The 22,958-nt window shown below is 68.9% G+C and carries 20 protein-coding genes; all 20 read right to left on the bottom strand.

Annotation, left to right across the window (positions count from 1 at the left end; all coding sequences use genetic code 11):
- Positions 1-104 precede the first annotated feature (104 nt).
- The 20 genes from IPG61_00380 to IPG61_00285 all read right to left on the bottom strand — a co-directional run bounded on the left by IPG61_00380 (position 105) and on the right by IPG61_00285 (position 22,878).
- Positions 105-1,181 carry a hypothetical protein gene (locus tag IPG61_00380; protein MBK6732562.1) on the bottom strand — a complete coding sequence of 359 codons (1,077 nt, stop codon included), beginning with the start codon at positions 1,179-1,181 and terminating at the stop codon, positions 105-107.
- Positions 1,178-1,681, bottom strand: coding sequence for a UvrB/UvrC motif-containing protein (locus IPG61_00375; protein ID MBK6732561.1), 504 nt, complete (start codon positions 1,679-1,681; stop codon positions 1,178-1,180). Before IPG61_00375 ends, IPG61_00380 begins: the two co-directional genes overlap by 4 nt.
- Positions 1,678-2,370, bottom strand: coding sequence for an ABC transporter ATP-binding protein (locus IPG61_00370; protein ID MBK6732560.1), 693 nt, complete (start codon positions 2,368-2,370; stop codon positions 1,678-1,680). The genes IPG61_00375 and IPG61_00370 overlap by 4 nt, the downstream gene beginning before the upstream one ends.
- A 30-nt stretch (positions 2,371-2,400) precedes the next feature.
- Complete coding sequence (locus IPG61_00365) at positions 2,401-3,645, bottom strand: ABC transporter permease (protein MBK6732559.1); 1,245 nt, start codon at positions 3,643-3,645, stop codon at positions 2,401-2,403.
- Positions 3,646-5,079 carry a lysine--tRNA ligase gene (gene lysS / locus IPG61_00360; GenBank protein ID MBK6732558.1) on the bottom strand — a complete coding sequence of 478 codons (1,434 nt, stop codon included), beginning with the start codon at positions 5,077-5,079 and terminating at the stop codon, positions 3,646-3,648. It lies immediately after the preceding gene.
- Between the two features lie 152 nt (positions 5,080-5,231).
- A protein-coding gene (gene prfB / locus IPG61_00355) for a peptide chain release factor 2 (GenBank protein MBK6732557.1) occupies positions 5,232-6,336 on the bottom strand; the annotation gives its coding sequence in 2 pieces (ribosomal slippage) (positions 5,232-6,269 and positions 6,271-6,336; 1,104 coding nt in all).
- 36 nt (positions 6,337-6,372) lie between these two features.
- Entirely contained in the window at positions 6,373-6,960 is a 588-nt protein-coding gene (gene coaE, locus IPG61_00350; GenBank protein MBK6732556.1) for a dephospho-CoA kinase, read from the bottom strand.
- Entirely contained in the window at positions 6,957-9,824 is a 2,868-nt protein-coding gene (polA, locus tag IPG61_00345) for a DNA polymerase I (protein ID MBK6732555.1), read from the bottom strand. Before polA ends, coaE begins: the two co-directional genes overlap by 4 nt.
- 37 nt (positions 9,825-9,861) lie before the next feature.
- The gene (nadD, locus tag IPG61_00340) at positions 9,862-10,455 is read right to left on the bottom strand and encodes a nicotinate (nicotinamide) nucleotide adenylyltransferase (GenBank protein ID MBK6732554.1); all 594 of its coding nucleotides are present in this window, start codon (positions 10,453-10,455) and stop codon (positions 9,862-9,864) included.
- Positions 10,452-11,231, bottom strand: a complete 780-nt coding sequence (gene bamD / locus IPG61_00335) for an outer membrane protein assembly factor BamD (GenBank protein MBK6732553.1) — start codon at positions 11,229-11,231, stop codon at positions 10,452-10,454. The genes nadD and bamD overlap by 4 nt, the downstream gene beginning before the upstream one ends.
- A 1-nt stretch (position 11,232) precedes the next feature.
- A complete protein-coding gene (locus IPG61_00330; protein ID MBK6732552.1) occupies positions 11,233-11,940 on the bottom strand; it encodes a hypothetical protein in 708 nt (235 codons plus the stop codon).
- 74 nt (positions 11,941-12,014) lie between these two features.
- The gene (locus tag IPG61_00325; protein ID MBK6732551.1) at positions 12,015-13,475 is read right to left on the bottom strand and encodes a MiaB/RimO family radical SAM methylthiotransferase; all 1,461 of its coding nucleotides are present in this window, start codon (positions 13,473-13,475) and stop codon (positions 12,015-12,017) included.
- Positions 13,475-15,892, bottom strand: coding sequence for a DNA translocase FtsK (locus tag IPG61_00320; protein ID MBK6732550.1), 2,418 nt, complete (start codon positions 15,890-15,892; stop codon positions 13,475-13,477). Before IPG61_00320 ends, IPG61_00325 begins: the two co-directional genes overlap by 1 nt.
- Positions 15,864-17,246 (bottom strand): acetyl-CoA carboxylase biotin carboxylase subunit, encoded by a 1,383-nt coding sequence (gene accC / locus IPG61_00315; protein MBK6732549.1) that lies wholly within the window; start codon positions 17,244-17,246, stop codon positions 15,864-15,866. Before accC ends, IPG61_00320 begins: the two co-directional genes overlap by 29 nt.
- A 240-nt stretch (positions 17,247-17,486) precedes the next feature.
- Positions 17,487-18,629, bottom strand: coding sequence for a type IV pilus twitching motility protein PilT (locus tag IPG61_00310; GenBank protein ID MBK6732548.1), 1,143 nt, complete (start codon positions 18,627-18,629; stop codon positions 17,487-17,489).
- Between the two features lie 209 nt (positions 18,630-18,838).
- On the bottom strand, positions 18,839-19,333 hold the full coding sequence (locus tag IPG61_00305; GenBank protein ID MBK6732547.1) for an acetyl-CoA carboxylase biotin carboxyl carrier protein: 495 nt from the start codon (positions 19,331-19,333) through the stop codon (positions 18,839-18,841).
- Positions 19,334-19,360: 27 nt separating this feature from the next.
- A complete protein-coding gene (gene efp, locus IPG61_00300; protein ID MBK6732546.1) occupies positions 19,361-19,918 on the bottom strand; it encodes an elongation factor P in 558 nt (185 codons plus the stop codon).
- Between the two features lie 133 nt (positions 19,919-20,051).
- On the bottom strand, positions 20,052-20,492 hold the full coding sequence (locus IPG61_00295; protein ID MBK6732545.1) for a 3-dehydroquinate dehydratase: 441 nt from the start codon (positions 20,490-20,492) through the stop codon (positions 20,052-20,054).
- Entirely contained in the window at positions 20,489-21,238 is a 750-nt protein-coding gene (locus IPG61_00290; GenBank protein ID MBK6732544.1) for a tetratricopeptide repeat protein, read from the bottom strand. The genes IPG61_00295 and IPG61_00290 overlap by 4 nt, the downstream gene beginning before the upstream one ends.
- 11 nt (positions 21,239-21,249) lie before the next feature.
- A complete protein-coding gene (locus IPG61_00285; GenBank protein ID MBK6732543.1) occupies positions 21,250-22,878 on the bottom strand; it encodes an acyl-CoA dehydrogenase family protein in 1,629 nt (542 codons plus the stop codon).
- Positions 22,879-22,958: the final 80 nt, after the last annotated feature.

Here is a 22,958-nt window from a genome sequence, read left to right as displayed (position 1 = left end):
TTCCGGGCCCTGCGTCGCTCAGTGCCGTCAGGGGTTCATCGCCGTTTCAGGGCCTGACTTTAAAGGCTTTGCGGAGGTCCCGGGCCATGGCGTCCGGCGCGGCTTCAGCACGGGGCGGCAAAATGTTCCCGCAGCAGGTCGGCGCGGGCGGCCGATTTGCCGCGGCCGTCGAGCACCCGACCGGAGGTCAGTTCCAGGTGGGCGCCCTGCTGGCGCACCAGGAGGCGGTTGAAGAGCCCCCAGAGGGGCCGGCCGTCTGTGGTTCCGGGAACCAGGCCGACCCCTGTGCCCAGCCGCGCATGCGACAGGCTGTCCCAGGCTTCCTGGGCGGTCATCAGGCGGGCGTGCTCCAGCGCGGCGCGCCCGCGCCAGGCCAGGTCCTCCAGGCCGCGGCGGTCGCGGGCCAGCAGCAGTTCGCGGGCGGCGCGTTCGTAGCTGATCACCTTGCCCACGTGGGCGGCGAAGTCCTCGGTGATCTCGCCCTCGTCGCGGCCCAGCGTGGTCAGGTTCCCGACCCGGAACAGGGCGCCGCGCACGGTACGGCCCTCCCCGGCCAGTCCGCGGACCCCGAATTCGAGCTGGCGCAGGGCATTGAGAACCTTGTCGATCTCGTCGGCCATGACCAGCGCCGGCAGGTGCAGCACGGCCGTCAGGCGCAGCCCGGTACCCACGTTGCCCGGCGAGGCCGTCAGGTACCCGTAGTCCTCGCTGAACGCCGGCTCGAAGGAACCGGCGAGCGCATCGTCCAGCCCCATAACGTCGGCCAGCGCGGCGACGGGGTCGAAACCCGAGCGCCAGGCGCACATCTGCAGATGGTCCTCGGCATTGAGCAGGCCGGCCTGGGAGAGATTGCGCGCCGTCACGAGAACCCGGTGTTCCGGGTTCGCCAGCAGGTCGGGGCCGGCCAGCATCTTCTCGCGCAACAGTTGCCGCGAACGGGGCTCGCAGGCGCCCACTTCGATCGACCAGCCGTCGGCAAGGCCGGGCAACCGACGCAACTGCCGCCCCAGGTCGGACGCGATGGTCGCCAGTTCGGCTGCGCCGGCCCGGTGCGGGAAGGGAAGCCCGGCCAGATTCCGGGACAGTCGCGCGCGAGTGGCGATCACGATGTCGGCGTGAGGTCCGCTGCCGTCAAGCCAGACTGCATCGATTCCGGCCAGTTCGTTCATGATGCCGCTCATGAGCCGGCCCGCGCATCGGAATCCGTGCCGTCCTCGAGGGCGCGCAGCCGGTCGCGCAGCGATGCTGCCCGCTCGAACTCCTCGGCAGCAACGGCCTTGGTCAGGCTCAGGCGCAGCCGCGTGATCTCCGCGAGCCGCGACGAGGGCCGGCCGCCGCCCGGCACCTTGCCGACATGAGACACGTGCCGATGGAACCGCGCCAGCAGGGGCAACAGCGTCGACTTGAACGACGTGTAACAGGCGCCGCAGCCCAGGCGATTGTCGCGCCGCACGTCGTCGATGGTGGTTCCGCAGACCGCGCAGACGCTCGGCACGCCGCCCACGCTGCCGAGACCGCGGCCCAGGAACGAAACGAGGGGCTCCGGCCCCGGGGACGTCACCGGCTCTCGCTCGCCGGGCGCCGCACAGTCGGCGCACAACCAGACACTGTGCCGCGTCTCGCCGGAAATCTCCAGCCAGTGCACCGTGGCCTCGCGTTGTCCGCAACGATGGCACTTCATGCCACTGCCCCCTCCGTCGCCGTCAGGCGCCCTTCCACCAGCCGCCAGCGCGCGGAGGCCCGGGCTGCCAGCGCCTGGTCGTGCGTGACGAGCACCAGGCCCACGTTCTCCTGCCGGTGCAGCGAGAACAGGAGGTCGCCGAGGCGCGCCCCGATCTCGGCGTCGAGGTTCCCGAACGGCTCGTCCGCCAGGACCACGCGTGGCCGGTTCATGAACGCGCGCGCCACCGCCACCCGCTGCTGCTCGCCGCCGGACATCTCGCCGGGCAGGTGGTTGGCCCGGTCAGCCAGACCCATCGCCTCGAGGAAGGAAAGCGCGCGCCCGCGGTCGGCATCCGTGACCGGGCCCAGGCTCCGCACCGGCACCAGCAGGTTCTCCAGCGCGGTGAAGTCGGGCAACAGGAAATGGAACTGGAAGACGAAGCCCACGCCACGCGCGCGCCAGAGTTCGCGGGCGCGCCGCTGGTCCGAGGCCAGCGGCTGGCCGTCCACCAGCACCTGACCGGAAGTGGGCGTGTCGAGCCCGCCGAGGATGTTCAGCAGCGTGCTCTTGCCGCTGCCGCTGCGACCGGTGATCGCCGCCGTGCCGCCCGGCTCGAGCCGGAAGTCGACGCCGCGCAACACCTCCACCGTGCTCTCGGCGCGGCGGAACGACTTGTGCAGGTTGCAGGCTTCCAGCAGTACGGACATGCCCTTGGGCGCCCTTCGTCGCGTGGTGCGTCAGGTGTAGCGGATGATGTCCATCGGCTCGAGGTTCGACGCTTCCCAGCTCGGCCACATGCCGGCCAGCAGCGCCATCACCAGGCTCACTCCCGCGATCAGCACGAAATCCGTCCACTGCAGGAGCACCGGGATGCGGTCCACGAAATAGACATCGCCCGGCAATCGCACCCCGTAGGCGTCGAGGAACCAGATGCCGGCCAGGCCCACGGCGCTCCCGCAGACGATACCCACGGCGCCGAGCCACAGCCCGTTGAGCAGGAAGATGCCCATCACCTGGCCACGCCGGGCGCCCATCGCCAGCAGGATGCCGATCTCGCGGCGCCGTTCACCGACCATCATGGTCAGGATGCCGATGATGTTGAAGCCGGCAATGAGGATGATCATCCCCAGCAGCAGCACCATGATGATCTTCTCCAGCTTGATCCACTGGAAGAGGTTCTGGTTGAGGGCCATCCAGTCGGTGGCGTAGAAATCGCGCCCGAGCTTGTCGCCCAGCGCCCCGGCGACGCGGTCGGCGCGCATCAGGTCGGCCACCTTGACGCCCAGCAGCGAGGCGCCATCGGCAGGATAACCCAGGAAGGCGCCGATCGCCTCGCGGCCGCCGTAGACGAAGCGGCTGTCGAATTCGTACATGCCGGTCTCGAAGAACCCGACTACGACAAAGCGCTCGCTGACCGCGCGGATATCCTGAAGGTCGAGTTCCTCGTTCACCGAGGTGAGGATCACGGTGTCGCCGATGGCTGCGTAGACGTTGGCGGCCAGTTCGGTGCCGAGGATCACGCGCGGTACCGAGCCTCCGTCCAGTGCGGCGAGGATCGCGGGATCCGGGCGCAGGTAGGTGCTCAACGGTTGCACCGTGTCGACCAGGTCGGGTTCGACTCCCCAGACCACGGCCGCCTGCGGCCGCGGCGGCCCCACCGTCCGCGGCGACGAGACCAGCACCTCCTGCCGGATGAACGGGGCCACGCCCACCACTTCGGGCACGGCAGCCACGCTGTCCATCACCGCCCCGAGCGGGCCGAAGCCCTCCGGGCGGCTGGTGATGATCGAGATCATCGGCATGTTCTCGACGAAGGTACGGCGCATCTCGGAGTGGAAGCCGTTCATCACCGCCAGGGTGATGTTCAGCACCGCCACGCCGATCGCGATGCCGACGATGGCGGTGACACTGCCACGGCTGAGGAACCGGCTGTGCCGGCGGCTGCGCAGGTAGCGCTGCGCGATGTAGGTGGCGAAGCGCATCTAGCCTTCGCCGCCCGCCCGCTCGGGGCGCATGGCGGGGAAGAGGAGCACGTCGCGGATGTTGTTCGTGTCGGCCAGGAGCATTACCAGGCGATCGACGCCCATGCCCATGCCGCCGGTGGGCGGCATGCCCTGCTCCATGGCCTGCAGGAATTCCTCGTCCAGCTGCTGGGCTTCCTCGTCGCCGGCGTCGGCCAGCGCCTTCTGCGCCTCGAACCGCCGCCGCTGCTCGAACGGGTCGTTCAGCTCGGAAAAGCTGTTGGCAACCTCGAAGCCGGCGCAGAAGAGCTCGAACCGCTCGACCAGGCCGGGCGTCTTCCGGTGCGCCTTGGCCAACGGTGACAGTTCCTTGGGGTGGTCCATGACGAAGGTCGGCTGCACGAGCCCGGGTTCCACCAGCTCGCCGAACAGGGCGTCGAGGATCTTGTCGCGGCCCATGCCCTTGCGCGGCTCGATGCCGTGCCGCCGAGCCACCTCGATCACCTGCGCGTCATCGAGCGCCATCAGGTCGGTCCCCGTCTGCTCGGCCAGGGCGTCCATGAAGCGCAGGCGCCTGAACGGGCGGTTGAAGTCGAGCTCGTGCCCGCCGTAGGCCAACACGCCCTCGTTGCCGAAACGCAGGGCCAGGCGCCGCAGCAGGCGCTCGGTCAGGTCCATCATGTGATGGTAGTCCCACCACGCCGCATAGCACTCGAGCATGGTGAACTCGGGGTTGTGCGTGCGGTCCATGCCCTCGTTGCGGAAGTCCTTGGCGATTTCGTAGACGCGCTCGAGGCCGCCCACGATCAGGCGCTTGAGGTAGAGCTCGTCGGCGATGCGCAAGTACAGCGTGGTATCCAGCGCGTTGTGATGCGTCGTGAACGGGCGTGCCGTGGCGCCGCCGTACAGCGGCTGCAGGACGGGGGTCTCGACTTCCAGGAACTCCTCGCCGGCAAAGAAGGCGCGGATCTCGGCGATGATCGCGCTGCGCTTCTTGAAGCGGTCGCGGCTTTCCTGGTTCATCACGAGGTCGAGGTGCCGACGGCGACTCTTCAGCTCGAGGCTCAGGTCGTGGTACTTCTCCGGCAGCGGCCGCACCGCCTTGGCCAGGAAGGTGAAGTCCGTCACCTGGATCGTCAGTTCGCCCGTACGTGTGCGGAACAGCGTGCCCTCGACGCCGATCCAGTCGCCGATGTCGATCAGCTTCAGGATGCGCTGGAAGCGCTCCTCACCGAGTACATCCAGCTTGAAATACGCCTGGATACGGCCCCACTCGTCCTGCACCGGGGCGAAGATGGTCTTGCCCGTGCCGCGCTTGGTCATGATGCGGCCGGGCACGCGCACCACGGCGCCGGCTTCCGTGAGAGCAGCTTCCTGCTCGCGCACCTGCGCGCTTGTGTGCGTGCGTTCGTAGGCGTACGGGTAGAGATCGACCGAGCGTCCCAGCTCGCGCATCTTCTCGAGACGCCCCTCGATCAGGTGGTGGTAGGCCGCGGTTCCCTCCGCCGGCTGTTCCGCCCCTTCGGCGGGCTTGGTCTCGTCGCGATCGCTCAAGGCTTCCTCCCGGCGCTGCGGCTCGCCGCGCGCCCGTTGATCCGATGTCACGCTCAGCGGTTGCGGGATCCCTGCCAGCGCAGGAACGCGTCGATGAAACCGTCCAGGTCGCCGTCCAGCACGCCGGTCGAATTGCCCGTCTCGAAGTCGGTCCGGTGGTCCTTCACCTTGGTGTAGGGCTGAAGGACATAGGAACGGATCTGGCTGCCCCAGGCGATATCCATCTTCGTCGCCTCGACGGCGTCCTTCTCGCGCTGCCGCTCCTCCATCGCCCGCGCGTACAGCTTGGCCTTGAGCATCGTCATCGCGCTCTCGCGATTGCGGTGCTGGCTGCGCTCGCTCTGGCACGAGACCACGATGCCCGTGGGCTCGTGGGTGATGCGGATGGCGCTGTCCGTCTTGTTCACGTGCTGGCCACCGGCCCCCTGGGCGCGGTAGGTGTCCACGCGCAGGTCGCCCGGATCGATCTCGACGGAAATATCGTCCTCGACCAGCGGATAGACGAAGACCGAGGCGAACGAGGTATGCCGCCGCTTCTGAGCGTCGAACGGCGAAATGCGCACGAGCCGGTGCACACCGGTCTCCGATTTCAGGTACCCGAACGCGAACGGGGCGTCGATCTCGATCACCGCCGTCTTGATCCCGGCTTCCTCGCCCGCCTGCAGGTCCAGCGTCTGCGATTTCCAGCCGGAAGCCTCGATGTAGCGTGTATACATGCGCAGCAGCATCTGCGCCCAGTCCTGGCTCTCGGTGCCGCCCGCGCCGGGGTGGATCTCCAGCACGGCCCCGCGCTCGTCGGCCTCGCCGCTGAGCAGGAACTGGAAGTCGATCTTCTCGACGGCCTTCTCGAGTTCGGTGACGCCGGCGCCGACCTCGGCCACCGTCTCCTCGTCGCCGGCCTCGGCGGCCAGCTCGACGAATACCTGCAGATCCTCGGCCCGCGCCATGGCGGCCATCATCGGCGCCGTCCACTGCTTCAGCGTGCGAATGCGGCCGACGACGCGGCCGACCTCCTCCTGGTCGTTCCAGAAGCCGGGCGCGGCCTGCTTCGCCTCGAGCTCCCTCAGCTCGGACTGCAGGCGGTCGAAGTCAAAGCCCCTCCTTGAGGGTGGCCAGGCGGGCCAGCGCGGCGTCCAGGCGGTCGACGATCTCCTTCACGGGGCGGCTCCTTCCCGGCGCCGGGGCGCCGGTGGTTCAGGGGGCGTGGTCGGTCCACAGGCGGTCCACCGCCGCGGCCAGTTCGGCCGGTCCCCCGTTGTTGTGGATCGTCAGGTCGGCACGGGACCAGTCTCGGTCCAGGTGGGACAGCGCGCCCACGCGCGCCAGTGCTTCCGCAGGCGTCAGGCCCGCCCGTGCAGCCAGCCGCTCCGCCCTCAGCCCGGGTTCGGCGACGACCGCGATGACCAGGTCGGTGCGCGGCGGGGCCGGCAGCCGAAAATACACGGCCGCTTCGAGGACGGCAAGAGCATGCCCCGCCGCAGCCAGCCGCGCCAGCCCTGTTTCCATCGCCTCGCACAACGGACCGTGGGTGATGCCGTCCAGCGCCGCGAGTTCGGCCGGCCCGCCGAACACGCGCCTTCCCAGGGCCGCGCGATCGACGGCGCCGTCGCGCACGCAGCCCGCGCCGAAGCGGTCGGCGATCGCGGCCACGACAGTCGGCAACGCCAGCACCTCGTGGCCCAGGCGATCCCCGTCGAGCACGGCGGCGCCGCGGGCCGCCAGCAGGGCCGTGACCGCCGACTTGCCGGCTCCCGTCGGGCCCGTGACGACCCAGCGCCTCACCCGTGCGCCTCCGCCCAGTTCGAGCCGGTGTGGATGTCCACGACCAGCGGCACCTTCAGGGACAGCGCACCCTCCATGCCGTCACGGACCAGCGCGGTCACCGCCTCCACGCTTGCGCGGGGCACTTCCAGCACCAGTTCATCGTGCACCTGCAGGAGCAGGAGCGCGCCGCTGTCGCCGGCGTCGAGCGCGGCCTGGATCCGCAGCATCGCCAGCTTGATCAGGTCCGCGGCCGTGCCCTGGATGGGCGTGTTCACAGCCACCCGCTCCTGGAAGGCGCGCGTGCGGTTGTCCGCCGACGTGATGTCCGGCAGCAGCCGGCGACGTCCCAGCATCGTCGAGACCCAGCCGTTACGGCGCGCCGATTCGCGCGTGGTCTCGATGAAGGCACGCACGCCGGGATAGGTGGCGAAGTAGCGGTCGATGAATGCGGTCGCCTCCTTGACCGGGACGCCCGTCTGTCGCGCAAGGGCCCGTGCGCCCATGCCGTAGATGACCCCGAAGTTGATCGCCTTGGCGCGGCTGCGCATCTCGGAAGTGACCTGGTCCTCGGCTATGCCGTTGATGAGCGCAGCCGTGCGCCGGTGCACGTCGGCGCCGTCGCGGAACGCGGCCTGGAGTCCCGGGTCGTCCGCCAGGTGCGCCAGCAGGCGCAGTTCGACCTGCGAGTAGTCGGCGGACAGGAACACATTGTCGGCGGCGCGCGGCACGAACGCGCGCCTTATCTGGCGGCCCAGGTCGGTGCGGATCGGGATGTTCTGCAGGTTCGGGTCCGAACTCGACAACCGCCCCGTGGCGGCCACGGCCTGGTTGTACGAGGTGTGGACGAGCCCCGTCGTTTCATCGGCCAGCAGGGGCAACGTCTCGACATAGGTGCTCTGGAGCTTGGCCACCTGCCTGTACTCCAGGATGGCCGCCGGGAGTTCGTGCTCCTCGGCCAGCACCGACAGCACCGACACATCGGTGCTCCAGCCGGTGGACGTCTTCTTGATCGGGGTCAGCTTCAGCTTCTCGAACAGGATCACGGCCAGCTGCTGCGAGCTGTTGACGTTGAAGTCCTGGCCGGCCAGCGCGACGATGCGCTTCTGGAGCTCGGTCAGTTCCTGTTCGAAGCGGCGGCGCAACGTCCCGAGAAACGCACGATCCAGGCGGATGCCGTTGCGCTCCATCCGCAACAGCACCGCCGACACCGGCATCTCCAGCCCGGCGAACAGTTCCCTGAGGCCGGTCTCGTCAAGGAGTGGCGACAGGAAGGCGTGCAGGCGCAGCGTGTAGTCGGCGTCCTCCGCTGCATACTGAGCCAGACGCCAGGGATCCACAGACAGGATGTCGCGCCGGCGATCCCCGCGCTCGAACAGCTCGTCGTACGGCATCATGCGGTGCTCGAGAAAGTCCCCGACCAGGTCATCGAGCCCATGGGAACGTCGACCGGGATCCAGCACGTACGAGGCAAGCATCGTGTCGAAGCGCGGGCCGTCCAGCGGCAGGCCGTGCCGAACCAGGACCCACTCGTCGTACTTCAGGTTCTGGCCCACCTTGAGGCAATCCGAAGCCAGGACCGGCGCCAGCAGCGCCGCGACGGCCTGCAGGCGGTCGTGCTCACGGCCGGCCGGGAACAACGAGCCTTCGGCGGCCGGCCCGGGCTCGCTGTCGCGCCAGCGCACCGGGATGTAGGCCGGCGGCAACGGACTCCCGTCGCGGGCCGCCCCTGCGAGGCTGATGCCGACAAGGCGGCAGCTCTCCGCGCGCAGGCTGTCGGTCTCGGTGTCGACGGCCAGGGCCGCCTGCGGATCGAGCCGCGCCAGCCAGGCAGCCAGGGACTCGTCGTCGGCCAGCCGGACGTAGCCCAGCGCGGCGCAGCGTTCCCGCCAGCCGGATTCATCCGGCGCCGGCTGTGTCGGTGTCCCTGCGGCTTCCGGAGCCCGTCGCCGGCGCGGCGCGTCGGATTGGCCCGGTTCGGCTGCCGCTGTCGATGCGGCCTTAGGTGCAGCGGCCGCCAGTTTGCCGGCCAGCGTCTGCACACGACGGAGCCCCAGCTGGCCGAGCAGTTCCTGCGCGGGAGCCGAGACCGGCAGAACGGTGTCCAACCGCTCCCAGTCGAGCTCGACCGGAACATCGCGCCGGATGCGGAACAGGTCGCGCGACAGCAGGACCAGCTCGCGGTTCTCGCCGATCACGCGCTTGAGTCGCGGTGTCAGCGTGCTGGATTCGAGCCGGTCGAAGAGGTTCTCGAGCGTGCCGAATTCCTGGATCAGCTTGAGCGCCGTCTTGTCGCCGACGCCGGGGGCACCCGGGATATTGTCGGCCTTGTCGCCCGACAGCGCGAACACATCGACGAGCGCCGCCGGTTCCAGACCGAAGTCGCGCCGCACCGTGTCGGCCGTCACTTCCGAGACTTCGTCGCCATGCTTCCCCGGCTTCAGGATCCCGACGTGTTCGCCCAGCAGCTGCAGGAAGTCCTTGTCTCCGCTGTACAGCCAGGCCTGTTCGCCGCGTGCGGCCGCGCGCGCCGCAACCGTGGCCATCACGTCGTCGGCCTCGACGCCGTCCTCTCCCAGCACGGGCACGCCCCAGGCCGCCAGCAGTTCGTGCAGGCGCGGGAGCTGCTCGGCCAGCTCGGGCGGCATCGGCTTGCGATGGGCCTTGTACTCGGGATACATCACGTGGCGAAAATTGGGGCCCTTGCGATCGAAGACGACGGCCAGCCGCTCGGGGCGCCGCGACTCCACGAGCGAGAGCACCGAATGGCAGAAGCCGAAGGCCACAGAAGTGACTTCACCCGAGGGCGCGGTCAACGGGCGCGCGGCAAAGGCGTAGTGCGCCCGGTAGACGAGTGCGGAACCGTCAACGAGTATGAGCGACAAGGGCCTGACCTTTCGCGGGATGGGTGCGGGAATCCCGTCAGTCGACGCGATACAGGCGGTGCGCATCGATATAGGCGGCGACGGCCGCCGGCACAGGGGCGAAAGCGCCGGCGCCGGCCGCCAACATAGCACGAACGGCGCTGGCGGACACCGGGTGGTCGAACGGCGGAGCCAGGACGATCCGTTCCCGCGGCAGCCCGGGCCCGCACAAGCCCGGGGAATTCCCGGCGACTCCGGCGCGCGCCAGCACGACCAGCTCGACCAGGCCCAGGATGCGTTCGGGTTCACGCCAGGCGTTGAACGTCGCGAGATGGTCGGCGCCTACGACGAGCCGCCAGCGGTCCGCGGGGTACTCGGCGCAAAGAGAGGTCAGTGTCTCGACCGTGTAGACGGGGCGGCCGGCGGCGACTTCCCGGTCATCGATCGTCACGCCGGCGTGCCCGGCGAACGCCAGTCGGCACATCGCGAGGCGGTCGGTCGGCGATGCGCCGGTCGCTTCGCGCCAGGGAGAGCGCCAATTGGGAACCAAGGTCACGTGGTCGGCCAGGCCGTGCTCGAAGATGTGCGCGACCATCGCGACATGGCCCGTGTGCACCGGGTCGAAACTGCCACCCAGCAGGGCGCGGATCACGACCCGGCGCCGGCCTTCAGCCGCGCGGCCGCCTCGGTGGCGCCGCCGGCGTGCCGGCTCTGCGGGAAGTCGCCGGCCAGCCGCGAGTAGAAACGCGTGGCGCCGGCCGTGTCGTCGAGCTTTTCGGCAGCGCGCGCCCGCTCCCACAGCACGTCCGGGACAAGCGCACTGCCGGGTTCATCCTCAAGCACGCCGTCCAGCACCGTTGCCACGGCTTGCCAGCGCCCGAGTTGCCGGAAGACCTGTACCTGCGCCAGCCGCTTCTGCACCAGCAGGTCGCTGATCCCGGCCAGTTCGGCCGTGACCGCGGTCCGGCGCGTCGACTCGGGATACGCCACCAGGAAGCGCTCGAAATGGGCCCGAGCCTCCAGCGCGCCGCTGGCGTCACGTTCCACATCGCCGACCTGGCGCAGGTAGGCCAGGCCTTCCTGGTACTGCGCCTCCTCGACCCGGTTGCTGGTCGGGAAGTCCTTGCGCAGGATCTGGAATTCGACCGCGGCCAGCGGGTATTCCTCGAGGTCCATGTAGATCATGGCCTTGCGGAACTGGGCTTCGGCCGCCAGCGAGTCCGTCGGATTGTGCCGCACGAAGGCTTCATAGGCAGCGACCGCTTCCAGCCGGTTGCCCTTGGCCGCGAAATAGTCGGCGCGGTCCAGCGTGGCGGGCGGGTGCGGATTCCCGCCGGCGCAGCCGCCGATGAACAGCCCCAACGCAACCGCCGCCATGAATGCGAACCGGATCCGGCTTCTGGCCGGCACCCTCTGCGATGCCTTCACGTCAGTCTCCCGTGTTCGCGAAATAGACGGCCACGAGCCCGGCCAGCGTGCCGAGCACCGCGAATTCCTCAAGCCGGCGTTGCCAGCCGCTCTCGCCCGGCGCCGCACTCGTGAACGGGTACAGCGTCGAGTTCACCACCGGGAACTCGTCGTTCGTCACGCGGTCGGTGAAATGACGCGCCATGCGTTCAGCGAGCAGCAGGCGCCCGGTGCTGTTCTCGGTGATCTGGGCCGTGACGACCACGACCAGGTCACGATCGACCCAGCTGCGCCACAGTCCCAGCGTGCGGCCGACGTCGGGGTAGGTCAGCGCAACCTGCGTGGCCGTCAACTCGGCCGTATAGTCGGGCGCGGCGACCAGGGCCCGCACGCTGTCCGGCTGCGCCACGAGCACCTCGTAGCCACGTTCCTTGAGCACGCGCGCCGACACGATGCGCAGGAGCTCGCCCGAAACGTCCGTCGGCGCCGCGCGTCCCGCCAGCAGCACACGCGCCGGGGCCGGCGGCAACGCTCCGACGGCCTCGGCTACGATCTCGCCCATCAGGGCCTCGACCAGCCACAGGTTCGTCCGCAGCGAATCGGCGACGGCCGCGCCGCCGAGCCCTGACGGGCCCGTCGCCGGCAGGACCGGTGTCGCCGCACGCGCTGCCGGTGCCGTCGCCGCCAGGGTGAGGACCCATCCCATTGCCTTCAGCCAGCGCTTGTCCACGGTACCCCTCTTCGCTACGGGCGCGTTCGCGCCCAGCCCGTCATTGTTCCGCCAACCGCATCAACCGGCCTGCTTCAGGCCTTCTCGCCCCAGACATCGAACGGCGTCACGGCCGCAAAGCGAGCCTTCACGATCTCACCCGGGCGGGCACCAGGCGCCGCCAGCAGCACGCAACCGTCGAGATCGTAGCCGAAATGATAGCTCCGCCCCACCGCGAGGGAAACAGCCGACCCGACAACACCGTCGAAGTCGCGGCGTTCCCGTTTGCCCAGCCATTGGCCATCCGCCAGGTCGGCCGCCAGCTCGTCGACGCCCGAATCGCCCCGCTCCCCCGGTTCCACGACCTCGTCGATGACGACGTCGAACACCTGTCCGAGCCGGCCCTCCTGTCGCTCCAGGGAGATGCCCGCCTGCACGTCGGTGATCAGGGCCTCGCGGTCGAGGACCACCTCGGGTGAGACCTGTTCGTCCATGCGCGCCGCCGGCGTCCCGGACTCCGGCGAGAAATGGTGCGTGCCCACGTGGTCGAACGAGACCTCGGCCAGGAAGTCCGCCAGCTGCTCGACATCCTCGTCCTCCTCACCCGGGAAACCGAGCAGGACGGTCGTGCGCAGGACCAGTTCCTCGCGGCCCTCGCGCAGCTTGCGGAAGAAGGCCGGTGACGACTTCTCCCCGCCCGGCCGCTTCATCGCCTTCAACAGGCGCGGCGAGGCGTGCTGGATGGGCAGGTCCAGGTACGGCGCCACCTTGGGCAGGTCGAGCAACCGACGCAGGTCGTCCGCCGAGACCAGTCCCGAATAGAGGTAGAGCAGCCGGATCCAGCGGAGATCGTCGACGCCCGACAGCGCGGTGACCAGCTGCAGCAACGTCTCGCCCGTCTCGCGCCCGAAGTCGGTCGTGTTCTGCGAGACGATCTGGATCTCGCGCACGCCGCGCCCGGCCAGTCCCCGCACCTCTTCCACGATCTCGGACACCGGGCGGCTGCGTTGCGGCCCGCGGATCAACGGGATGCGGCAGAAGGTGCAGTGGCAATTGCATCCTTCGCCGATCTTGACGAAGGCCACGTGCGAGGGCGTCAGGAGCGGTCGGTCGACCAGCCCGCCGTAGGGCGCCGCCTCGGGCCGCGAGATCAAGCCAGCGGATGTCGCGGGCCCCGCCAGCGGAAAGTCGGGCGCCAGGACGCGCGCCGGCGGCTCCTCGCCCAGGCAGGCCGCCACGACGTTCGCGAACTGGCCCACGCCGGCCACCACGTCGACATCCGGGAACCGCTCGCGGATCATGTCGCCGTGTTCCTGCGACCAGCAGCCGCAGACAGCCAGGAAGCGATCCTCCTTGGCTTCGCACATTTCGCGCAGGGCACGCTCACTGTCGCCGCGGGCGGCGTCGATGAAGCCGCAGGTGTTCAGCACCCAGATGTCGGCATCCTCGGGCTCGCGCACGATCGCGGCACCGCGACGCGCGAAGTGCCCGAGCAGGGCCTCGGAGTCGACCAGGTTCTTGTCGCAGCCGAGCGTCGAGCACCACACCTTGCGCATCAGGCCCTGCCCTCCTCTGCCATGGGCAGGTCTTCCGGTTTGATCAGCACGTCGCGGGCCTTGCTGCCGGTGAACGGCCCGACAATGCCTGCTTCCTCGAGCATGTCCATCAGGCGCCCGGCGCGCGTGTAGCCGATGCGCAGGCGCCGCTGGAGCAATGACGTCGAACCGCTCTGGTGCAGCACGACGATGCGCCTGGCGTCCTCGAACAGGTCGTCCTCGCCCGTGTGCTCGCCGGCGGCGGCGCCCTCTTCCACCAGGCTGATCTCCTCGGTGGTGCCGGCGTACTGCCGCCAGTGCGCCGCGACGGCGTCGCACTCGTCGACGTCGATGAAGGCCCCGTGCACGCGGACCGGCAGGGCGCGACCCGGCTGCAGGTAGAGCATGTCGCCGTGGCCCAGCAGCGCCTCGGCGCCGTTCATGTCGAGGATCGTACGCGAGTCGTTCTTCTGGATCACCCGGAAGGCGATGCGGCAGGGAATCTTCGCCTTGATGACGCCGGTCAGCACATCGACGCTCGGTCGCTGAGTCGCCAGCACCAGGTGGATGCCCACGGCGCGCGCCTTCTGGGCCAGGCGGGTGATCGGGCCCTCGAAATCGTTGCCGAGCTGCATCATCAGGTCGGCCAGCTCGTCGACGATGCAGAGGAAGTACGGCATCGGGTCGGTGACCTTCTGCCCCTGCACATCGGTGATCTCGCCGCGCTCGACCTTGTCGTTGTACTGCTTGATGTTCCGCACCGAGCACCTGGCCAGCTGCCGGTACCTGAGTTCCATCTGCGCCACCAGCCACTGCATGGCCTTCAGCGCCTCGCGCGGGTCGGTGACCACCGGCAGCAGCAGGTGCGGGATCCCGTTGTAGACGTTCATCTCGAGCATCTTGGGATCGACCAGCACCATGCGCAGCCGTGACGGGTCGTTGCGCAGGAGCAGGTTGCAGATCAGCGCGTTCAGGCAGACCGACTTGCCGCTGCCGGTCGAGCCGGCGACGAGCAGGTGCGGCAACGAGGCGATGTCGATGCCCACGGGCCGCCCCACGACATCCTTGCCGAGGATCACCGAGAGCGGCTCCCGCGTCTGGTTCGCCGTCAGTTCCAGCACTTCGCGCAGGCGCACCATCCGCGCCGTCGGATTGGGGATCTCGATGCCGACGGCCGCCTTGCCGGGGATGGGCGCTTCCATGCGGATCGAGCGGGCGCGCATCGCCAGCGCCAGGTCATCCGTGCGCTGCACGATCTGGTTGACGCGGATGCCGGGTCCGGGCTGGTACTCGTAGGTCGTCACCACGGGGCCGGGCCGGACATCCTTGACCTCACCCTCCACGCCGAACGAGCGCAGCGTGGCCTCGAGCAGGTCGGCGGCCGCGTCGAGTTCGGTGGCCGCGACCGGCTGGCCTTCGGGCCCCGCCGGGGTCAGCAGTTCGAGGCCCGGCATGCGGACCGGCCCGCGAGGGGCCTTGCGAACGGCACGGGCCGGTTTCGCCGCGCGCGCGACCGGCGCGGCGTCCGGCATTTCCTCGCCGTCGGCGCCGGGCAGTTCGAGGGATTCCTCGTCGTCCCACTCGCCTTCCTCATCTTCCTCGTCGTCGAACTCATCGACCTCGTCAGCCGCCGGAACCGGAGCGTTGTGTACGACCCGTTCACGGGCGGCCTTTGCGGCGGCCAGGGCGGTCGAAGCTGGAGTCGTTGCCGTGCCCTCTACTGCGTCACCGGTGCCGTCCGCAAGGGCCCGCCGCGGCCGCGCGGCCCACATCGACGCCAGTGCACCGACGACGCCCGGTCCCAGACTACCGAACAATCGACGCAGTGAGCGACCCAGCTGGCCACCCAGTGCCGCGAACGCACGGACCAGCGGGCGCCCGATCACGCCCAACAGGGCCAGCCGGCGCCCGGCCACGGCACCGGCCGCCACGACGAGCCCCGTGGTCAGGATGATGCGCCCGCCGCCCTCGCCGAAAAACCTGTGGAAAACCCCGGCCAGGTGGAAGCCCGCGGCGCCGCCCCAGTTGGCGGCGCCGGGCGTGCCGAGCGGCCACCCGGGCTGACCCATCCAGGTGGCGGTCACCAGCCACAGGGGCAGGGTGCGCCACAGCCAGGCGCGCGGACGTTCCACGCGGTTGGCCAGCGAGGCGATGCCGAAGGCGACCAGGAACAGCGGCACGGCCCAGCACCACAGGGCACCGAAGCCGAGTCGGCCCGTCACGTTGAGCAGGGAGCCCACGGGTCCGCCGGGGTTGCCGTCGGGAAAGACCTGGTCAGGGGTGCGGCCGTAGATGAGACCCGTCCACGGTCCCGGGTCGCCGGTGAGCGCGAGGCCGCCGTAGACACCGCAGGCGATCAGGATCACACCCGCGAGCCACGGCGCACGGTACCAGGGTGTGTCCCCGCCGCTAGCCTTCTTCCGACTTCGCCCGGCCACGCAGTCCCTCCTGGAGATGGGTCAGTTCCTCTTCCAGGAAGCGGGTCGTCGCCTTCCCCTGCAGGAAGACCGGATTCTCCAGCACCTCGATGTGGAACGGGGTGCTCGTGGGAATCCCCTCGAATACACACTCGCTCAGGGCGCGGCGCATCCGTGCGATCGCTTCCTCGCGGTTCTTGCCATGGGTCATGATCTTCGCCAGCAGCGAATCGTAGTGCGGCGGGACGAGGTAGTCCGAATAGATGTGCGTGTCCACACGCACTCCCGGCCCGCCCGGCGCATGGTAGTAGAAGACGCGCCCCGGGCACGGCATGAAGTCGCGTTCGGGATTCTCGGCATTGATGCGGCACTCGATGGCATGGCCCTTGACGGCGATGTCCTTCTGCACGAAATCGAACGCATCGCCGGCCGCCACGCGGATCATCCACTTCATCAGGTCGATGCCCGTCACCAGTTCCGTGACGCCGTGCTCGACCTGGATCCGGGTGTTCATCTCCATGAAATAGAACGAGCCGTCGGTGTCGAGCAGGAACTCCACGGTGCCGGCGCTGCGGTAGCCCACGCGCTCGGCCAGCCGCACCGCGGCGGCGCCCATCTCGCCGCGCAGTTTCGGCGAAACGGCCGGCGACGGCGCCTCCTCGATCAGCTTCTGGTGGCGGCGCTGGACGGAACAATCGCGCTCGCCGAAATGCAGGATGTGCCCGTGGTGGTCGCCCATCAGCTGGATCTCGACATGCCGCGGCGTGACCAGGTATTTCTCGATGTAGACGCCGTCGTTGCCGAAGGCCGCCTTCGCCTCGGTGCGCGCCTGGACGTAGTTCTTGCGCAGCTCGGCGTCGTCCCAGGCCACGCGCATGCCCTTGCCGCCGCCGCCGGCCGTCGCCTTGATGATCACCGGGAAACCGAACCTCTCGGCCGCCAGCGACGCTTCCTCGACCGTATCGATCAGGCCCGTGCCGGGCACCACGGGCACGCCGGCCTCCACCGCCATGGTACGCGCCGTCGCCTTGTCGCCCATGCTGCGGATGACTTCGGGCGGAGGGCCGATCCAGATGAAGTCGTTGTCGACGCAGATCTCGGCGAACTCGGCGTTCTCGGCCAGGAAGCCGTACCCGGGGTGGATGGCCTCGGCGCCGGTGATCTCGGCCGCGGCGATGATATTGGGAATGCGGAGGTAGCTTTCGGCGCTGGTCTTCTTCCCCACGCACACGGACTCGTCGGCGTATTTCACATGCAGCGAGTCGGCATCGGCGGTCGAATGGATGGCTACGCTCTGTACGCCCAGCTCCCGGCAGGCGCGCATGATGCGCAGGGCGATTTCGCCCCGGTTTGCCACGAGAATCTTCTTGAACATCCGCGACTTCCTGCTTTGGGGACAAACACCTGCACGCCGGCCCCTCCCGGGCGCGCCGGCAGATCCGGGCGCCCCATTCTGGGCTGCGCCTGCGGCGATGGCAAGGGAAAACGGGTCAACCGCCGAAGGGCAGGCAACCCGCTCCCGCGGCATCGGTTCCCGTAAAGCGGCGACCCGGCCGCGGGGCCGGGTCGGGGTGGCGTTGCGTTGCGGATCGACGTCCCGGGCCCGGGAAGGCGGTCAGGTCCGCGTCATCGCCGGCTTGCCGTCGTCGGCGTCCTTGTTCTCGAACCGCTGCCAGGTGTTGTCCGAGCTGGCCTGGATGCCCTTGACCCGCAGCATGAACTCGTGCGGGTTGCTGCTGGCCTGCAGGGCCGTCTCGATGGTGATGCGGTTCTCCTTGTAGAGCTGCATCAGGGACTGGTCGAAGGTCTGCATCTGGTACTGGATGAAGCCCTCCTGGATCGCCTGCCGGATCATCACCGTCTTCTCCGGCTCGCGGATGTACTCGCGGATCGTGCCCGTGGCGATCAGGATCTCGCAGGCCGGGAAGCGCCGCAGCCCATCGGCGTCGGCAACCAGTCGCTGCGAGATCACCGCCTGAAGCGTCGAGGCCAGCAGGTACCGGATCTCCTGGTGCTGGTGCGGCGGGAAGAACGAGATGATGCGGCTGATCGTCTGGGTCGCGTCGATCGTGTGCATGGTGCTGAGCACCAGGTGGCCCGTGTCGGCCGCCGTGATCGCGATCTTCATCGACTCGGCATCGCGGATCTCGCCGATCAGGATCACGTCGGGATCCTGCCTCAGGACATGCTTCAACGCATCGGCATAACTCGTCGTATCACAGCCGATTTCGCGCTGGCTGATGATGCTCTTGCGGTCACGATGCAGGAACTCGATCGGGTCCTCGATCGTGATGACGTGCCGCGACGCCTCGCGGTTGATGATGTCGACGATCGACGCCAGCGTGGTCGACTTGCCGCTGCCGACAGTCCCGGTCACCAGCATCAGGCCGCGCGACTTCATCGCGAGTTCCTTGACCACCGGCGGCAGGTGCAGGTCGTCCGGCGTGTGGATCTCGACCGGCACATGGCGGAAGACCATTGCCACGCTGCCCCTCTGCACGTAGAAGTTCGCGCGGAACCGGGCTACGCCCGGCACGCCGAACGCGAAGTCGATCTCCTTGGTCGCCTCGAACAGTTCACGCTGGTTTGGGGCCAGGATCTGCTGGCAGACCGCCGCCATGTCCTGGACCGTGGGCGCCTCATAGTCGCCGAACACAAGCGTGCCGTTGATGCGGAAGACCGGCGGCGACGCGACTTTCAGGTGAAGGTCGCTGGCGCCCCGGGAGATCATCTCCTTGAGGATCCGCTTGATGTCCATCATGGCCCGCTCCCGGCAAAGAGGGCCGCGCCGCCTCCCGGGGCCGCGCGGCAAATGTGATTGTACCGGTGGTTTCGGCAGTATCGGGCCGGGACTTGAACGCTGATCTGGGCACCCCCCGGGGCGCCCGGCGGGCAACGGAACGGGCCCGCCTCCGGAGGGAAGCGGGCCTGTGGGAATCACTTGCGGACGGCTGGAATCAGCTCGCCTCAGTCGGGATCGACAAGGAACAGGACCGCTTCGGCCTCGACCGGGCTGCCGTTCTCGACCAGGATCTCGCGGATGACCCCGTCCATCTCCGCCTCGATCTCGTTCATCACCTTCATGGCCTCGATGATGCAAAGCGGCTGCCCGCGGCTGACGCGGTCCCCCACGTTGACGAAATTCGGGCTCGTGGGCGCCGGCGCCCGGTAGAGCGTGCCGACGATGGGCGACCGGAGTTCCTTCCAGCGGGCCCGGGCCGGGTCGGCGACCGGGGCCGCCGCCACGGGCGCCGCCGCCGGCGCCGCGACCGGAGCCGCTGCGATCACCGCTGCGGGGGCCGGCTGCGCCATCTGGGCCAGTTGCGCCATGGCCGGCATCCCGACCGCCGCCGCCGGCGACTTCTGGATGCGGATCGTGGTGTCCTTGTTGATGATCTCCAGTTCCTCGATACCGCTCTGCTCGACCAGCTTGACCAGTTCCCGGACTTTCTCAATATCCATGCGTTCGCCTCCGGTGCGCGCGAAAGGTCAGACGCGACCCAGGTATTTCCCGGTCCTCGTGTCGATCTTCAGGATCTGGCCCTCTTCGATGAAGAGGGGAACCTGGACGACCAGGCCCGTCTCCATGGTCGCGGGTTTCGAGCCGCCCTGGGCCGTGTCGCCGCGCAAACCGGGATCCGTGGTCTTCACGGCCAGTTCCACGGTGAACGGGGGCTCGACCGAAAGCGGCGTGTCCTCCATCAGCAGGATGGTGCACATCTCGCTTTCCTTGATGTACAGAAGCAGGTCAGCCAGCCCGTCACGGTGCAGCTGGATCTGCTCGTAGGTCTCCGTGTTCATGAAGACCAGGAAGTCGCCGTCGGGGTAAAGGTACTGGAAAGCGCGCCGTTCGAGGCGCACCTCATCGACCTTCTCGCCGGCCCGGAAGGTCTCTTCGACGACCTTGCCGTTCTTGATGTTCTTGAGCTTGGTGCGTACGAAGGCGCCGCCCTTGCCCGGCTTCACGTGCTGGAAATCGACGATCGACCACAGCTGGTCCTTGAACCGCAACGTGAAGCCCGTGCGAAAATCACTCGTATCCGCCACTGCCGTCCTCGCTTCGTGACCTGTTGGGATACGGCCCCCTCCCGGATACAGTCCTTCGGGGGCCAAACCTGTTCATTGATAACACGCGTCCCGGGGGAAGGCAATCTTCGTTAACCCGCCCCCGGGCACCCGTTCAGGAGCGCAGGCGGGCCGCCAACCCCTCCAGCGCCAACCGGTAGCTGTCGACGCCGAAGCCGCGGATACCCGCGCAAACGACGTCCTCCAGAAGGTTTTGCCGGCGAAATGGTTCCCTTGCAGCGGGATTGCTCAGGTGGATTTCGATAACCGGAATCGAAATCGAGGTGACCGCGTCGCGCACGGCGACCGAGGTGTGGGTGTAGGCTCCGGCGTTGAGGATCAGGCCGTCGGCCTGGTCGCCGGCACGATGGACCAAGGAGACGAGCTCGCCCTCCCCTTCGCACTGGTCGAAGGTCAGTTCCAGGTCGAGCGCGGCCGCCCAGCCGGCACACAGCCCCGACAATTCGGCCAGGGTGGTGGTGCCGTACACCTGCGGCTCACGGCGGCCCAGCCGCGAGAGATTCGGGCCATTGAGGATATGGACGCGCGCCGTCACGGCGTGGCTCCCCGCTCGGCCTTCAGGCGCTCGATCCACATGGCGAACTGCTCGCGCGACTGCTCGCGCTTGTCGCCGGCGCCCGGCCCGAGCCGCGGCAATGCGGGCGGCGCCGCCCGCTCCACCGGAGCGCCAGGGTCGTCATCGGCCCCGACGAGTTCGGCCAGTCGTCCCCGCACCACCGCATCGCCGGGGCGCTCGTCGGCCAGCCGGCGCAGCAGGGTCTCGGCTTTCTGGCGGTAGCCCTGCGCCAGGTACAGGTTGACCAGGGTCAACGTCGCGAAACCGCCCTCGGCGTCGCCTGCGGCCGCTGCGGCGCTCGCCAGGCGCTGCTCCCGCAACCGGCCCAGTTCCGTGGTCCAGTGGCGATCGGCGGGTTCCAGTTGGGCCAGGCGCTCATAGTGCCCGATCGCCGCCACCAGGTCGCCGCGCCTCTGCTCCTCCTCGCCGAGGATCTCCAGCGCCACGAGGTTGTCCGGGTCCAGTTCGAGGATCCGGCCACCGACTTCTGCCGCCTGCGTCGTCCGGCCCACGCCGGCCAGACAGCGCGCCAGGGTCACCAACGCGCCGACAGCCCGCGGATGCCTGGCCAGTCCCGCCTCGAGGATGGACAGCGCCTCTTCGGTGCGGCCCGCCTGGCGAAGCAGGTCGGCCAGCGGGATGAACGCCCGCGAAGCCGGCGCCTCGGTGCAGCGCTGCCGGCAGGCGGCAATCCGCAGTTCCAGGTCGGACATTGGCTCAGTCAACGGTGCCGTCCTCAAGCCAGCGCCTTGAGCGCCAGGCCCACTTCGTTCATGTCGTCCCACAGTCCGGCTTCGCTCGACGCCGGCAACAGGCGGCCGACGGATTCGAGCAACGCCGCGGCCGCCGCCGCGGAACCGTCCTGTCCGTCGGACTGCAGGCAACCCGCACACAGGCCGGCGCCCTGCCGCACCTGTCGGGCAGCCTTGCGGGCGAAGGCGCGGCTCATGGCCGGCAGGGTTGCCGCCGGCACCCCGGTGTCGTCGGCGCCCGCGGCAGCCTGTTCCGCAAAGGCAGCACCGACCTCGGCCACGGTCATCATGTCGGCGAAGGTGAACATCACCATCTGGCTGCGCGTCAGCTTGGCCCGATGCATGGCGAGCACGGTCTCGTTGAGCGCGCGCACCGAAGCCGCCAGCAGCGCGGCGCCCACGTTCCCGTTCTTCGCCGCGAGCGCATCCAGCCTGCCGGCCAGTTCGCCGTAGAATTCGCCCTTCGAGCGCACCGTCTCCTTCCAGCGGAACATCGAGATGATGCTCTGCTGGATCTCGCTGGTGCCCTCGTAGATCGTCGTGATGCGAACGTCGCGCCGCATCTTCTCCACCAGGTACTCGCGCGCGTAGCCGTAGCCGCCGAGCGCCTGGATCGCGGCATCCGCCGCGCGGTTGCCGGCCTCGGTGCACCAGTACTTGGCGATGGAGCCCTCGGTGGTAAGCTCGGTGTGGCCTTCGTCGATGCGCAGCGCCGTCTGTTCCATGTAGGCGCGGCCGGCGGCCAGGTCGATCCACGGATCGACCAGCAGCTTCAGGAGGTAGCCTTCCTTCTCGACCAGCGGCGCACCGAACTGCTCGCGGGTCTTGCCGTAGGCGAGCGCGCGGCGCAAAGGCGCCTGCCCGCCACCCAGCCCGAAGGCGCCCACCATCAACCGCGTGTAGCCGAAGACGGCGTTCGCCTGCTTCAGGCCCTGGCCCTCGACGCCGCCGATCAGGTTGTCGAGCGGCACTTCGACGTCTTCCAGCAGCACGCCCGTCGTGTTCGAGGCGCGGATGCCGTGCTTGTCCTCCTTCTTGCCGACCGACAGGCCAGGGGTGCCCTTTTCCACGGCGAAGAAGCTGGGGCCGGCGGGCGTCTTGGCCAGGATGGTGTAGAGGTCGGCGACGCCGCCGTTGGTGATGAACTGCTTGGCGCCGTTCAGCCGGTAGCCGGTGACGTTGCCGGACGCGTCGATGATCTGGTCGGCCGTCGTCTTGAGTGACGAAACATTGCTGCCGGCCTCGGGCTCGGTCACGCCGTAGGCCACGATCAGGCCCTCGGTCGCGATGCGCGACAACCAGCGCTGCTTCTGGGCCGGCGTGCCGCCGACCAGGATCGGGTCCGTGCCGAGGCAGATGGCCAGGAACGCGGTGGCCACGCCCAGGTCCCAGGCCGCCATCTCCTCGCTGACCCGGCAGATGTCGCGCGCGCCGCCCCCGAGACCGCCGCAGTCCTCCGGCAGGAAGATCAGGTGCAGGCCCACGTCCGGCGACAGCAGCTTCTGGATCAGCTCCATCGGGAACTTGTCCTGCTCGTCCATCTCCATGATCCGGTGGTCTGTCAGTTCGCGACCCACGACCTGCCGCAGTGTCTGCAGCACCATCGCGCTCATCTCGGGGGCCAGTCCAGCGGGAGCATTCATGCGGGAGTCCCTCTTTCCGCGCGGGCCCGCAGGCCCCGCTCAGGTGGATG

Source organism: bacterium (genome assembly GCA_016703265.1).
Lineage (GTDB): Bacteria > Krumholzibacteriota > Krumholzibacteriia > LZORAL124-64-63 > LZORAL124-64-63 > CAINDZ01.
Note: the sequence above shows the minus strand (reverse complement) of the source record. Positions and strands in the feature narration are given on the sequence as shown.

Coding starts and splice junctions, on each gene's coding strand:
- lysS (MBK6732558.1), bottom strand. CDS start 5,079: ATGCGCGAGCTGGGACGCTCGGTCGATCTCTACCCGTACGCCTACGAA.
- IPG61_00325 (MBK6732551.1), bottom strand. CDS start 13,475: ATGCGCAAGGTGTGGTGCTCGACGCTCGGCTGCGACAAGAACCTGGTC.
- IPG61_00380 (MBK6732562.1), bottom strand. CDS start 1,181: ATGAGCGGCATCATGAACGAACTGGCCGGAATCGATGCAGTCTGGCTT.
- accC (MBK6732549.1), bottom strand. CDS start 17,246: ATGTTCAAGAAGATTCTCGTGGCAAACCGGGGCGAAATCGCCCTGCGC.
- IPG61_00375 (MBK6732561.1), bottom strand. CDS start 1,681: ATGAAGTGCCATCGTTGCGGACAACGCGAGGCCACGGTGCACTGGCTG.
- IPG61_00305 (MBK6732547.1), bottom strand. CDS start 19,333: ATGGATATTGAGAAAGTCCGGGAACTGGTCAAGCTGGTCGAGCAGAGC.
- IPG61_00365 (MBK6732559.1), bottom strand. CDS start 3,645: ATGCGCTTCGCCACCTACATCGCGCAGCGCTACCTGCGCAGCCGCCGG.
- IPG61_00285 (MBK6732543.1), bottom strand. CDS start 22,878: ATGAGCGCGATGGTGCTGCAGACACTGCGGCAGGTCGTGGGTCGCGAA.
- IPG61_00310 (MBK6732548.1), bottom strand. CDS start 18,629: ATGGACATCAAGCGGATCCTCAAGGAGATGATCTCCCGGGGCGCCAGC.
- IPG61_00370 (MBK6732560.1), bottom strand. CDS start 2,370: ATGTCCGTACTGCTGGAAGCCTGCAACCTGCACAAGTCGTTCCGCCGC.